The sequence below is a fragment of the Micromonospora sp. NPDC023869 genome (assembly GCF_055559695.1).
This window is the reverse complement of sequence record NZ_JBVHKD010000004.1, coordinates 236,820-250,339: the sequence shown is the minus strand read 5'-3', so window position 1 is coordinate 250,339 and position 13,520 is coordinate 236,820. Positions and strand designations below refer to the sequence as shown.

The 13,520-nt window shown below is 71.4% G+C and carries 11 protein-coding genes; 8 read left to right on the top strand and 3 right to left on the bottom strand.

Features of this window, described 5'->3' with window-relative positions; translation table 11 throughout:
- Positions 1-16: 16 nt before the first annotated feature.
- The 6 genes from ACZ31C_RS14505 (at position 17) to ACZ31C_RS14480 (ending at position 6,585) form a co-directional block, all read left to right on the top strand.
- Complete coding sequence (locus ACZ31C_RS14505) at positions 17-874, top strand: terpene synthase family protein (RefSeq protein ID WP_465795949.1); 858 nt, start codon at positions 17-19, stop codon at positions 872-874.
- On the top strand, positions 871-2,493 hold the full coding sequence (locus ACZ31C_RS14500) for a prenyltransferase/squalene oxidase repeat-containing protein (RefSeq protein WP_465795668.1): 1,623 nt from the start codon (positions 871-873) through the stop codon (positions 2,491-2,493). The genes ACZ31C_RS14505 and ACZ31C_RS14500 overlap by 4 nt, the downstream gene beginning before the upstream one ends.
- Positions 2,494-2,588: 95 nt before the next feature.
- A complete protein-coding gene (locus ACZ31C_RS14495) occupies positions 2,589-5,099 on the top strand; it encodes a sensor histidine kinase (protein WP_465795667.1) in 2,511 nt (836 codons plus the stop codon).
- 47 nt (positions 5,100-5,146) lie between these two features.
- A complete protein-coding gene (locus tag ACZ31C_RS14490; RefSeq protein WP_350696613.1) occupies positions 5,147-5,608 on the top strand; it encodes a roadblock/LC7 domain-containing protein in 462 nt (153 codons plus the stop codon).
- A gap of 4 nt (positions 5,609-5,612) precedes the next feature.
- Positions 5,613-5,999: a DUF742 domain-containing protein gene (locus ACZ31C_RS14485; protein ID WP_350696614.1), complete on the top strand. Its 387-nt coding sequence runs from the start codon at positions 5,613-5,615 to the stop codon at positions 5,997-5,999.
- Positions 5,980-6,585, top strand: coding sequence for a GTP-binding protein (locus ACZ31C_RS14480; protein ID WP_396743019.1), 606 nt, complete (start codon positions 5,980-5,982; stop codon positions 6,583-6,585). The genes ACZ31C_RS14485 and ACZ31C_RS14480 overlap by 20 nt, the downstream gene beginning before the upstream one ends.
- 81 nt (positions 6,586-6,666) lie before the next feature.
- On the opposite strand, the gene ACZ31C_RS14475 is transcribed toward ACZ31C_RS14480, so the two are convergent.
- Together ACZ31C_RS14475 and ACZ31C_RS14470 are read right to left on the bottom strand one after the other, a co-directional pair.
- Positions 6,667-9,522 carry an aconitate hydratase gene (locus ACZ31C_RS14475; RefSeq protein WP_465795666.1) on the bottom strand — a complete coding sequence of 952 codons (2,856 nt, stop codon included), beginning with the start codon at positions 9,520-9,522 and terminating at the stop codon, positions 6,667-6,669.
- A gap of 323 nt (positions 9,523-9,845) precedes the next feature.
- On the bottom strand, positions 9,846-10,505 hold the full coding sequence (locus ACZ31C_RS14470; protein WP_465795665.1) for a C39 family peptidase: 660 nt from the start codon (positions 10,503-10,505) through the stop codon (positions 9,846-9,848).
- Positions 10,506-10,931: 426 nt separating this feature from the next.
- On the opposite strand from ACZ31C_RS14470, the gene ACZ31C_RS14465 reads away from it, so the two are divergent.
- Positions 10,932-12,605 carry a right-handed parallel beta-helix repeat-containing protein gene (locus ACZ31C_RS14465; RefSeq protein WP_465795664.1) on the top strand — a complete coding sequence of 558 codons (1,674 nt, stop codon included), beginning with the start codon at positions 10,932-10,934 and terminating at the stop codon, positions 12,603-12,605.
- Between the two features lie 8 nt (positions 12,606-12,613).
- On the opposite strand, the gene ACZ31C_RS14460 is transcribed toward ACZ31C_RS14465, so the two are convergent.
- Complete coding sequence (locus ACZ31C_RS14460) at positions 12,614-12,814, bottom strand: hypothetical protein (protein WP_350696808.1); 201 nt, start codon at positions 12,812-12,814, stop codon at positions 12,614-12,616.
- On the opposite strand from ACZ31C_RS14460, the gene ACZ31C_RS14455 reads away from it, so the two are divergent.
- Positions 12,813-13,487, top strand: coding sequence for a hypothetical protein (locus tag ACZ31C_RS14455; protein ID WP_396743031.1), 675 nt, complete (start codon positions 12,813-12,815; stop codon positions 13,485-13,487). The genes ACZ31C_RS14460 and ACZ31C_RS14455 overlap by 2 nt on opposite strands.
- Positions 13,488-13,520 lie beyond the last annotated feature (33 nt).

Here is a 13,520-nt window from a genome sequence, read left to right as displayed (position 1 = left end):
CGGCTCCGGCGACCAGATGACCGACGCCACCGAACAGGGCCGGATCTGCGCCCTCGCCGCGAAGGGCCAGCGCGACCTGGCGGCGGTCGCCGCCGCGTACCCCGAGCTGTTCCCGGCCCGGCCCTTCGACGCCACGCTGTTCGGCAACGTGGCGATGGCGATCGCCTTCGGCGCGCCCTGGTGCGACCTCGACCGGCTCCGGGTCACCAACCGGGCGGTGCTGTGGGGCTTCGCCGTGGACTGGCTGGTGGACCACGAGGCCCGCTCGCGCGACGAGATCGACCGGCTGACCGCCCGTTGCCTTGCGGTGGTCGACGGCGGGACGCCCGAGGAGGGCGACCAGCTCGGTGCCTTCCTCGCCGAGCTGCGCGACGAACTCGCCACGGTGCCCGCCTTCGCCGCGCACCGCGAGCGCTGGCGGGAGGAGACCCGCAAGGTGCTCGCCGCGATGGCCCGGGAGTGGGACTGGAAGCAGTCGCCGGACACCCGGCCCGGGTTCGCGGAGTACCTGGACAACGCCGCCAACCTGGCCTGCACCGTGGTCAACGTCGTGCACTGGATCCACACGGACGATCCGGCCACCCTGGCGCACCTCGACGCGCTGCTGGCCGCGAGCGACCAGGTGCAGCGGATCCTACGCCTGGTCAACGACCTCGGCACGTACGAGCGCGACCTGCGCTGGGGTGACCTCAACGCGCTGCTGCTGGTGTCCCGCGCCGAGGTGGAGAAGCGGATCGCCGAGCTGGTCGCGCAGGCCCGGGACCAGCTCGCGACGCTTCGCGTCGACTGCCCGGTGGCGGCCGACTACCTGGCCCGGCAGATCGGCTTCAGCAGCGGCTTCTACCGGTCCACCGACTTCTGGGGCACGCCGTGACGGCCGCAGGCGTCACCGGGCCACCGGAGACGGCGCAGCGCGTCACCGACGCGGCCGCCGACCTGGTCGCGGACCTGGACCGGGAACCGGCCGGGCAGGTGAGTGCCTCGGTCTACGAGACGGGTCGCCTGGTCGCCGACGCCCCGTGGCTCGGTGGCCACGGCCGGCGGTTGGCGTACCTGCTCGGTCAGCAGGGACCGGACGGCGGCTGGGGCCTGCCCGGCGGGTACGGTCTGGTGCCGACGGCGAGCGCGGTGGAGGCCCTGGTCGCGGTCCTTGCCCGGGACGAGCCGGCCGACCGTTCCGGCCCGACGCGGTCGGACCTGGTGGACGCCGCCGCTCGCGGGCTGACCGCGCTGACCCGGCGGCTGGGAGCCGGCGCGCCGTTGCCGGACACCCCGGCGGCCGACCTGATCGTGCCGGCGTTGACCGGTCGCATCGACACGCACCTGACCCGGCTACGCGACCGGGGCGCCCCGGCACTGCCCGGCCTGCATCCGTCGCCCCGGGTGGACCGGCGGCGCCTCGACGCGGTCTCCGCGTTGCTCGCCACCGACCGGCCGATGCCGCGCAAGCTGTGGCACGCCTACGAGGTGTTGGGGCCGAACGCCGCGACCCGCGAGGAGGTCCGCCCGATCGACGGTGCCGTGGGCGCCTCACCAGCCGCCACGGCCGGGTGGCTCAACCACCGGCGTGCGCCGGACCGGGCCGCGCGGGCGTACCTGGACGAGGTGGTGGCCCGGCACGACGGCCCGGTGCCGTGTTGCACCCCGATCAGCGTCTTCGAGCGGTCCTGGACGCTCGGCACGCTGATCCGGGCGGGGATACCGGTCCGACCGTCGCCGGCGGTGGTGGCCGGATTGGCCGCCGCGCTCGGACCGGACGGCGCGGCGACCGGGCCGGGGCTGCCGGCCGACGCGGACACCACCTCGGCCGCCCTGTACGCCCTGGCCCGGCTGGGCCGGCCGGTCGACCCGACCAGTCTGTTCCGCTACGACCTCGGCAGTCACTTCTGCACCTGGCGTGGGGAGGACGGCGACTCGATCACCACCAACGCGCATGTGCTGGAGGCGCTGGGCTGGCATGCCCGGCACACCCGCGAGGGCGCGAACCGGTACGGCGCCCGGGTGGCCGCCCTCGGTGGCTGGTTGCGCGAGGTGCAGCAGCCGGACGGCCACTGGACGGACCGTTGGCACGCCTCGCCCTACTACGCCACCTCCTGCGCGGCCCTGGCGCTGGCCGCTCACGCACCGCCGGAGGCCGCTGGGGAGGCCGTCGACCGGGCCGTCGGCTGGGTGCTCGCCACCCAGCGCGACGACGGCGGCTGGGGACGCTGGTCGACCACCACCGAGGAGACGGCGTACGCGGTGCAGGTCCTGCTCGGGGCGGGCGACCGGCGGCCCGAGGTGGTGCAGGCCGCTGCCCGGGCGCTGGCACATCTGCAGGTCGACGCCGTCGGTGACCCTCCACTGTGGCATGACAAGGACCTCTACACGCCGGTCCTGGTGGTCCGCGCGGCGGTGCTCGCGGCACGGCGTCTGGCGCTCGAATCCGGCGCGGCAGGCGGTGGCGGTGAGGGCGCCGAAGCCTCCCACCAGGGCATGATCACGAGCGCTTGAGTTGCTACGGTGACGCTGTTAGCGTGCGCCGGGGTCGGTGCGTGTGTGGCCCGCCTGACTGACCGATCAACTCGCTCCGGGCCAGGGACGGTGTAATGGGTTCCCGCAGTTCGAATCTGCGTACCAAGGTCGTGGCCCTGTTGGCCTCGCTGGTGGCACTCTGGAGCTTCACCGCCTGGGTGACCGTCCGCGAGGGCGTCAACCTGGTCGGCGTACAGGCGCTCGACGTGCGGGTGTTCGATCCCACCGAGCCACTGCTGTTGCAGCTGCAGCTGGAACGCCGGACCTCGCTGGCGTACCTCGGCCGGCCCGAGGACCGCAGGCGTGGTGAGCTCGTGCAGGTGCGTCAGCGCACCGACGAGCTGGCCGCCGAGTTCAAGGAGTCGGCCGGGCACTGGCAGGTCGGCCTGCTCGGTAGCGACGGCCTGCACCAGCGGATCGGTGAGCTGAACCGTGGGCTCACCGCGTTGTCGGACACCCGGGCGGCCGTGGACGGCCGCAACATCGGCCGCAGCGAGGCCGGCGGGGCGTTCACCCAGGTGATCGAGTCGATCTATCAGGTCTACGACGAGCTGGGCAACCTCGACGACGACCAGGTCGCCGAGGACACCGTCCAACTGATTCAGCTCAACCGGGCCCGGGAACTGCTGTCCCAGGAGGACGCCCTGCTCGCCGGGGTGCTGGCCGCCGGTCGGATCACCTCGAGCGAGCGAGCGGAGTTCACCCGGGTCGTCGGCGCCCGCCAGTTCGTCGCGGACCAGGCGGTCGTCCGGCTGCCGCAGGCGGACCAGACGCGCTACCAGCAGATGTCCGCCGGCCCGAACTTCCGTCGACTGGCCGACCTGGAGAACCAGGTCATGCTAGCCGGAAACAGCACCCGGGTGCCGTTCAGTGCCGAGGCGTGGACCGATGCCACGAGCCCGGCGTTGATCGAGATCGGCGACGTCGTGCTGGCCGGTGGTGACGACGTGGTCGAACGGGCGACCCCCGTCGCCGTCGGCGTCATCATCCGGTTGGTGCTCGCCGCCGGTCTCGGTCTGCTCGCCGTCATCGCCTCGGTGGTCGTCTCGGTCACCACTGCCCGTGCGTTGGTGCAGCAGTTGCAGCGCCTGCGGGACGCCGCGTTCCAGCTCGCCAACGAGCGGCTGCCCAGCGTGGTGGATCGGCTCGGCCGTGGCGAGCAGGTGGACGTGGCCAAGGAGGCGCCGCCGCTGCAGTTCGGTGACGACGAGATCGGTCAGGTGGGCAAGGCGTTCAACGTGGTGCAGGAGACGGCCGTCCGGACCGCGGTGGAGCAGGCGGAACTGCGCCGCGCGGTGCGCGACGTCTTCCTCAGCCTGGCCCGGCGTACCCAGGCCCTGGTGCACCGCCAGCTCACCCTGCTCGACTCGATGGAGCGCCGGGAGCAGGACGCGGAGGAGTTGGAGGACCTGTTCCGCGTCGACCACCTGGCCACCCGGATGCGGCGCAACGCGGAAAACCTGATCGTGCTCTCCGGCTCCACGCCCGGCCGGGCCTGGCGCCGCAACGTGCCGATGGTGGACGTGGTCCGTGGCGCGGTCGGTGAGGTCGAGGACTACACCCGGGTCCAGGTGCTCCCGATCAGCGGGGTGTCGCTGGCCGGGCGGGCCGTCGGTGACGTCATCCATCTGCTCGCCGAACTGATCGAGAACGGGCTGTCGTTCTCGCCGCCGCACACCACCGTCGAGGTGCGGGGACAACTGGTCGCCAACGGGTTCGCCATCGAGATCGAGGACCGTGGCCTCGGCATGACCGAGGAGGACCTGGCCGCCGCCAACCACCGCATCACCGACCGCTCCGAACTCAACCTCGCCGACGCGTCCCGGTTGGGTCTCTACGTGGTGAGCCGGCTGACCGACCGGCACGGGGTGCGGGTACACCTCAAGGAGTCGCCGTACGGCGGGACGACCGCGGTGGTGCTGGTCCCGAGCGACCTGATCACCGTGGACGGCGCACAGCCGGCGGTCCCGCCGCCGGCCACGCGGACCGAGGCTCCGGCGCTGCCCGCCGGCGACGAGCGGTCACCTGCACCGGTGGCGGTGGCCTCGCCGACCGCAGCGCGGGAAGCCGCCGCCGGACCGGTCGCGCAGCCCTCGGTGGAGTCCGTCGAGGAGACCACCGTCCTGCCGACCAGGTCCCGCCGCCGGCCCGGTCAGTCCGCCCTGGACGGCCCGACCATCCCGATCGAGGTGCCGGTGACCTCCGCGCCGGGCGAGGGCCCGGCCCGGCCGCCGCGCCCGCCGGCCGACGCGGTGGTAGCGCCCGGTGCGCCGACGGGCCCGCCCGTTCCGGCGGCGACCCCGCCCGAGCCGGGTACGCCGACGGTGGCCGAGTCCGACCTGGGGCGTACCGAGTCGGGCCTGCCGGTCCGGGTGCGACAGGCCAGTCTCGCCCCGGCGCTGCGCAACGAGCCCGAGGCGGCCGACGACGGCGAAGACGTGATCCGCGAACCAGAACAGGTTCGGCGCATGATGAGTTCGTACCAGACGGGCACCCGGCGCGGACGCTCCGACGCCGCTAGGTTGCTCGATGGCGGCCGGCGTGCCGAGGACGGTTCCGACGGCGCCGACCAACCGGCGACCTGATCCGCGTCGCTGGCCCGTTGGCCCGGGTCAGCGCTGGTCAGGCCCAGATGAGCACGGCGAAGAGCCGGGGAGAAGAGGACGACGAAGTGGCGCAGAAGACGGCTTCGAGTGCCGACCTGACGTGGTTGCTGGATGACCTCGTCGGCCGGGTCAAGCAGGCCGAACATGCGGTGGCGCTGTCCGCCGACGGTCTGCTGATGGCCTCGTCGCAGGGGCTCAGCCGCGACGACGGCGAGCACCTGGCAGCGATGGCGGCCGGTATCCAGAGCCTGGCCCGCGGTGCGGGCAAGCGGTTCGGTGGCGGGCAGGTCCAGCAGACGATCATCGAGATGCAGTCCTCCTTCCTGTTCGTCACAGCCGCCGGCCGTAACGCCTGTCTCGCGGTGCTGGCCTCCGAGGACGCCGACGTGGGTCTGATCGCGTACGAGATGGCGATGCTGGTCACCAGGGTCGGCAAGTACGTCGCGTCGCCGTCCCGGTCCGCCGAGCAGACCGGCGGGGAGAAGTAGCCGGATGACGGTGCAGGGAGAGTCCGCGGACCACCAGTGGGTGGACGACCATGCCGGTCCGGTTGTCCGTCCCTACGCGGTGACCGGCGGCCGGGCCCGTCCGGTCACCGGCACGTTCGACCTGATCTCCCTGGTGACGGCGACCCGCTCGGACGTCTCTCCGGAGATCGGTCTCGGCCCGGAACACCTGGCGATCGTCGGCCTCTGTCAGCGGATTCAGTCCGTGGCCGAGATCGCGGCACATCTGGACCTGCCGGTGGGCACCGTGCGGGTCCTGCTCGGCGATCTGGTGGCACGCAGCCTGGTGCAGATCCGCGAGCCGCACACCACCGTCGGCATACCCGACCACAGCATTTTCGAGGCGGTTATCAATGGACTACGGGCACTCTGAGCGGCCGCCGGGAGCGGTCGCCCTGCCCACAGCGATCAAGATCCTGGTCGCCGGCGGCTTCGGGGTCGGCAAGACCACGCTGGTCGGGGCGGTCAGTGAAACACGCCCGCTGCGGACCGAGGAGGTGCTGACCGAGACGGGGGTCGGCATCGACGACCTCTCCGGCGTCGAGGCGAAGCAGACCACCACGGTGGCGATGGACTTCGGCCGGATCACGGTCAGCGAGGACCTGGTGCTGTACCTGTTCGGCACGCCCGGCCAGGACCGGTTCTGGTTCGTCTGGGACGAACTGGCGCTCGGTGCCATCGGCGCGGTGGTGCTGGCGGACACCCGTCGGCTCGCCGACTGTTTCCCCTCTATCGACTACTTCGAGGGGCGGGGCACGCCGTTCCTGGTCGCGGTGAACTGTTTCGAGGGGTCACGGTCGTACCGTCTCGACGAGGTGCAGGCCGCGCTGAACCTCGACCCCGAGGTGCCGGTGTTGCTCTGCGACGCCCGCAACCGGGAGTCGGTCAAAGAGGTGCTGATCACCGTGGTGGAGCACGCGATGAAGATCCGGGAGGCCCGTGGCCGCGCCGTCGAGTGACGGTGTGTCCAGCGCCCTCGGCCGGACGAACGAAGGGCTCCCTCCCCGGTCGGGGAGGGAGCCCTTCGGCAGTTCGTCGCCTCAGCTGGCGATCATGCGCCGCAGCACGTACTGCAGGATGCCGCCGTGCCGGTAGTAGTCCGCCTCACCCGGGGTGTCGATCCGCACCACCGCGTCGAACTCCACGCCGCTGTCCGTGCTGACTCGCACGGTACGCGGGATCGAGCCGTCGTTGAGGGCGGTGACACCGGTGACGGTGAACGTCTCGGTGCCGGTCAGCCCCAGCGAGTCGGCGCTCTCGCCGGTCGGGAACTGCAACGGCAGCACACCCATGCCGATCAGGTTCGAGCGGTGGATCCGCTCGTACGACTCGGCGATGACCGCCCTGACGCCCAGCAGCATGGTGCCCTTGGCCGCCCAGTCCCGCGACGAGCCCGAGCCGTACTCCTTGCCGGCCAGGATGACCAGCGGGATGCCGGCCTCCTGGTAGGCCACCGAGGCGTCGTAGATCGAGGTCTTCTCGCCGGTCAGGTGGTTGACGGTGAAGCCGCCCTCCACCCCTGGGACGAGCTGGTTACGCAGCCGGATGTTGGCGAAGGTGCCCCGGATCATCACCTCGTGGTTGCCCCGACGCGAGCCGTACGAGTTGAACTCGTGGCGCGGCACGCCGTGCCCGGCCAGGTACTCACCGGCGGGGGAGTCGGCCTTGATGGAGCCGGCCGGGGAGATGTGGTCGGTGGTCACCGAGTCACCGAGCTTGGCAAGTACCCGCGCCGGACCGATGTCGAGAACAGGCGCCGGCAGGGGCCGCATGCCCTCGAAGTACGGGGGCTTGCGCACGTAGGTGGACTCGCCGTCCCAGGCGAAGGTGTCCCCGGTCGGCGTCGGCAGCGACTGCCAGCGCTCGTCGCCGGCGAAGACGTCGGCGTACGCGGAGCTGAACCCGCCGGCGCCGATCGCCGAGGCGATGACGTCCTGGATCTCGGCGCTGCTCGGCCAGATGTCGCGCAGGTAGACCGGCTGGCCTGCGCTGTCCTCGCCGATCGGCTCGTTGGCCAGGTCGATGTCCATCGTGCCGGCGAGGGCGTACGCCACCACCAGCGGCGGGGACGCCAGGTAGTTCATCTTGACGTCGGGGTTGATCCGGCCCTCGAAGTTGCGGTTGCCGGAGAGCACCGACACCACGGCGAGGTCGGCCTCATTCACCGCGGCGGAGACCTCCTCCGGCAGCGGACCGGAGTTGCCGATGCAGGTGGTGCAGCCGTAGCCGACCAGGTGGAAGCCGAGCTTCTCCAGGTAGGGGGTGAGGCCGGCCCGCTCGTAGTAGTCCATGACGACCTTCGAGCCCGGCGCGAGGGTGGTCTTCACCCACGGCTTGCGGTTCAGGCCCTTGTCCACGGCGTTGCGGGCGAGCAGCGCCGCGCCGATCATCACCTGCGGGTTGGAGGTGTTGGTGCAGGAGGTGATGGCGGCGATCACCACCGCGCCGTGGTCCAGCTCGTACTCGTTGCCGTCGGTGCCGGTGACCCGGATCGGGTTGCTGGCCCGCCCGCCGGAGCCGACGGCGGCGGTCACCAGGTCACGCGGGGCGTCGGCCGGGTCGTTGACCTCGTTGGCCGGGGCGTCGCTGGCCGGGAAGGACTCGGCGCTGGCCTCGTCGGCCGGGCCCGCCGTGTCGAACGGCTTGTCCTGCTGCGGCACGCCGGGGCGGCGGCCCGGGTCGCCACCGGTCTCGTCGGCCGCGACGTAGTCGGTGAGCGCGGCGCGGAACAGCGTCTTGGCGCTACCCAGCGGCACCCGGTCCTGGGGACGCTTGGGTCCGGCGAGCGAGGGCTCGATGGTGCCCAGGTCCAGTTCCAGGTGCTCGGAGTACTGCGGCTCGGCAGACGGGTCGTGCCAGAGGCCCTGCTCCTTGGCGTACGCCTCGACCAGCGCGACCTGCTGCGGGTCCCGGCCGGTCAGCTCCAGGTAGCGGACGGTTTCCGCGTCGATCGGGAAGATCGCGACGGTGGAGCCGTACTCCGGGGACATGTTGCCGATGGTGGCCCGGTTGGCCAGCGGCACGGCGCTCACGCCGGGGCCGTAGAACTCGACGAACTTGCCGACCACGCCGTGCTTACGCAGCATCTCGGTGATGGTCAGCACCAGGTCGGTGGCGGTGGTGCCGGCCGGCATCTCGCCGGAGAGCTTGAAGCCGACCACGCGGGGGATCAGCATGCTGACCGGCTGGCCCAGCATGGCCGCCTCGGCCTCGATGCCGCCGACGCCCCAGCCGAGCACGCCCAGGCCGTTGACCATCGTGGTGTGCGAGTCGGTGCCGACCACGGTGTCCGGGTACGCCTGGCCGCCGCGCTCCATGATCGTGCGGGCCAGGTACTCGATGTTGACCTGGTGCACGATGCCGGTGCCGGGCGGCACCACCTTGAACTCGTTGAACGCGGTCTGCCCCCAGCGCAGGAACTGGTAGCGCTCCTTGTTGCGGGCGTACTCCAGCTCGACGTTGCGCTCGAAGGCGTCCTCACGGCCGAACAGGTCGGCGATCACCGAGTGGTCGATGACCAGCTCGGCGGGGGCGAGCGGGTTCACCTTGGTGGGGTCGCCGCCGAGGTCGCGGACGGCCTCACGCATGGTGGCCAGGTCGACCACGCACGGTACGCCGGTGAAGTCCTGCATCAGCACCCGGGCCGGGGTGAACTGGATCTCCACGTTGGGATCCGCGGTCGGGTCCCACCCGCCGAGCTGGCGGATGTGTTCGGCGGTGATGTTCGCGCCGTCCTCGGTCCGCAGCAGGTTCTCCAGCAGGATCTTCAGGCTGTAGGGGAGCCGTTCGTGGCCCTCCACCTGGCTGATCTTGAAAATCTCGTAGCTCGCGTCTCCGACGCGTAGCTGGGTCTTCGCACCGAAGGTGTCGAGGCTCGCCACGTCGTACTCCTTCACACCAGCGACCGTGAGTAGTCCTGAGCAGTCTGTCGCACCGGCCGGAGGGCCGCCGTGGTTAGGCAACACTTACCGCCGATACGCGCTGTCAACAAAACCGTACGTCCGTCTTGCTATGAGTGCAACCCTGCGTCACGGAGTGGACGTGACACGGGCGTCGGCGCGGTCTTGGGTGCCGGCGTCGGCGCAGGCGCGGGTGTGGGCGCGGTGCGCTGGGTGTTAGGAGGGGTCCCTTGCTATGCACGGGGCGTTGGTAGGGGTCCCTTCCTTGCATGCCACGACGGCCGGCCCCCGGTGTGGGGGCCGGCCGTGGTGTGGTGGTGTCAGGAGGTGGTGGCGTAGCCGCGGGTGGCGATCCAGTTGGCGAGGTCGTTGATGTGGAGGTCGTAGCGGGCTTGGTTGGGGTTGGCGGAGTCGGCGATGGTGACGGTGTCGCCGTTGTTGGTGTAGCCGGTGACGCTGATGTAGTGGCCGCCTTCGAAGCTGTGGGTGGTGCCGGTGGTGTCGGTGGTGGTGCCGGCGATGTTGGCGACGACGGCGTGGCCGTTGTCGATGGTGCGGACGATGTCGTGGCGGAGCTTGTCGGTCTGGCGGCTGTCGGCGGTGGGGGTGTTGATTTCTACGGACTTGTAGGCGTTGGTGCCGGTTTCGCGGTTGAGGACGGGGGTGATGTCGTTGATGGAGTCGGTGCCGTTCTCGGTGGTGCCCATTTCCTTGGCCATGGTGTGGACGTCGATGTTCTTGCCCTGGACGCTGAGGGCGTTGCGGGCGGCGGCGGGGCCGCAGTAGTAGAAGTTGGGCTGGGCTTCGTAGCGGACGTCGAGCTGACGCTCGCTGTGGCCCTTACGGTCGGCCTGCACGACGGCGGCGGCCTGGACGCCCGGGGTGGCCTGGGCGGCGATCGCGGGTGCGGCGATGCCTCCGGCGGTGGCGGCGGCAGCGGCGATGGTCAGAGCGGTCTTGCGCAGCATGGTGGTACGCATGATGATCTGAACCTTTCGTCGGGGGTGTGCGGCGATCTCCCGTGGGGGACGGGTGTGCCGCGGGGGATGTCCCGGGATCGTCGGCGTCCGCGCGGTGGGGACTGCTACGACGTCCGGGCCAGGTGTAACGCCGGGGAGTGCGGGGTCATTCCGACCCGGGTTCCCGGGGGGTGCGGCGCCGGGGGAGGCGTCGCGGTCATGCCATGTACAACCCCCGGCCCGGGCCGATGATTCCGCGATCGGGGCGGCCACGGCGAGGTGACGGTCGGCGACGAACCGGACAGACGGGCATAAGATTCCGGGACGGACGCATCGCCGTCGCCGTGCGCGCGCAGACCTCCGACATCGCGCAGGCCGCGTTTCCGGGACATCAGAGCGGGAAAGCGCCCGGCTCGTGGGCAGGCCGTCGACTTCAGGGGAGCGCCCGTGTGGCAGGAGAGCCGGTACATCGCCGCCCGGGAGCGACTGTCCCCGGTCGCCGGGGCGCCGCTCTGGTGCGACGCGCACGAATTCGGCCTCCGGGGCGACGGCGTCACCAACGACCAACCGGCGTTGTCCGCGCTGGTCGACCGGCTCGGTGGGGGGTACGCCGCCGACGGCCGGGCCCGGGTCATCTACTGCCCGCCGGGGATCTACTCGATCCGGGACGCCGGCACCGTCTGGCGCAGCGGTGTCTCCCTGATCGGCGCGGGGCCGGGCGCGACCCGGTTCCTGCTGAGCAACGAGGGCAACCGTGCCGACCCGACGCCGCTGGCCTTCTGGACCACCGTGCAGCACGGCGCGGACCGCGACCGGCACATCGCCGACTGCACCTTCGCCGACTTCGAGATCGACGGCTCGGGTGTGGCCATGGCCGAGTACAACTACCTCGCCAAGGGACTCGGTCTCCAGTACGTGGTGCGGGGTGTGTTCCGCAACCTCTACATCCACCACACAGGCGCCACCGGGCTGGGGTGTGACTTCCTCCAGGACAGCCTGATCGACGGCGTCGTGGTGGTCGGCTGCGGCCGGCTGGACAACGGCGAGGAGATGGGTGGCGCGGGCATCGGCATCGGGATCGGCGGCTGGGGCGAGGTGGAACGCTGCACGATCGCCAACTGCACCACCCTCGGCAACGGCACCAACGGGATCTTCCTGGAGTTGCAGAAGTCCTACTGGACGCCCCCGCGCGGGTACCGCATCATCGGCTGCCACAGCCAGGCCAACCGGTTCGGCATCTCCGACTGGGGTGCCGACGGGCTGATCGTCTCGGCCTGCACCATCACCGGGAACCTGGAGGCCGGCTTCGACGTATCCGCCAACGGCACGGCGGGCATCGCCGGTCGGGGCGGGATCCTCAGCGACTGCGTGATCGACCGCAACGTCCGCGACGGGATCAGCATGGGCAACACCCCCGGGCCGTACGCCATCCGGGGCAACCGGATCAGCGGCAACGGTTGGTACGGCTATCACCAGCACGATCTGGGCGCCGGCTACCAGGGCCCGTCGTCGGACGTGGTGATCAGCGACAACGAGTTCTGGGAGAACGGTCTGGACGCGATCCGGATCGACCGGCCGATGGTCGACGCGGCCATCGTGGACAACCGGATCCGCAACAACGGTCGGCAGTGCGCCCCGGCGTCGACCGGCTCCGGTGAGTCGGTGCGCTACGCCCGTCGGGCGGTGACCGACCGGTCGGCGAACTGGCCGACCAACGGGCACCGGGGCAAGGTGCTGCGGGTGGGCTCCCGGGTGGCGGTGGTGGTCGGCAACAGCGACACCGACCTGGACCTGGCCGAACTGCGACCGGACGCGGCGACCGCGTGGAACGAGGACGTCCCGGCACCAGGTACGGCCTACGAGTTGCCGGCGGCGGCGCCGGTGCGGGCCGGCATCGTGGTCAACGCGCACTTCGACTCGGCGTCGGTGCGCGGCAACCGGATCTGGGACAGCAGCGAGGAGCCGACCCAGACGCACGGGCTGTGGATCACCGAGCGGGGCTCCTGTGTGTCCTGCCGAGTCGAGGAGAACGACCTCGCCGGCAACGCCGAGAGCGCGCTGCGGCTGGACAGTCCGCCGGTGGGCGGTCGCTGGGACCGCAACCACGTCGAGATCGACTGAGCGGGTTCTCAGCCCGCGTCGTCGGGCGCGGCGGCCTCGGCGTGGCGGTCGCGCAGCCGGGCCCGGATCTCCTCCGGGGTGTACGCGCGCCGTCGCCGTTCCGCCCGGGCGATGACCACGCCGGAGGCCGCGACCCCGGCCAGACCGGCCAACCCGAGGACCTTCCACCACCGCATCCGTTGCCGCATCCGCATAGGGTAGTCCTTCATGAGCATCAGCCTGGACGAGGCGGTGGAGCTGACGCGTACCGGTGACGTGTGGGTCTTCCGCGGCCGCAGCGTGCCCGACCGCGCCATCCAGTCGATCACCAACAGCCCGGTCAACCACGTGGGCATGGCGGTCGTGCTGGACGACATGCCGCCGCTGATGTGGCACGCCGAGTTGGGTCGGTCGCTGCCGGACATGTGGACCGGCGCCCATCAGCGTGGGGTGCAACTGCACGACCTGCGCGACGCGGTCTGCGTCTGGGCCAACCGGTACGGCCAGCGGGCCTGGCTGCGTCAGCTCGACCCACCGGTGGACGCCGAGATGGAGCGGTCGGTGCTGCGGACCATCGCCCGGCTGGACGGCACGCCGTTCCCGTCGACGGCGCAACTCGCCTGGCGGTGGATGCGGGGACGGGTGCCGGCGGTGCGGTTGCCGGTGCCACGGCGGCAGCGGGCGAGTACCGACCGCGAGCGGACCCTGGAGCGCGAACGGACCCTGGAGACGGCGTACTGCGCCGAGGTCGTCGCGGTCACCTACGAGGCGATGGGCCTGCTGCCGCCGGGCAAGCGGCCGAACTGGTACGACCCGGGCCGGTTCTGGAGCGGTGACGACCTCGGCCTGCAGGGCGGTGCCCGGCTGGGCAGCGAGATCGAGGTACGGATCCCGGAGCGCTGAGGTTTCGCCGACCGGCGTGGCGGCAATTGCATG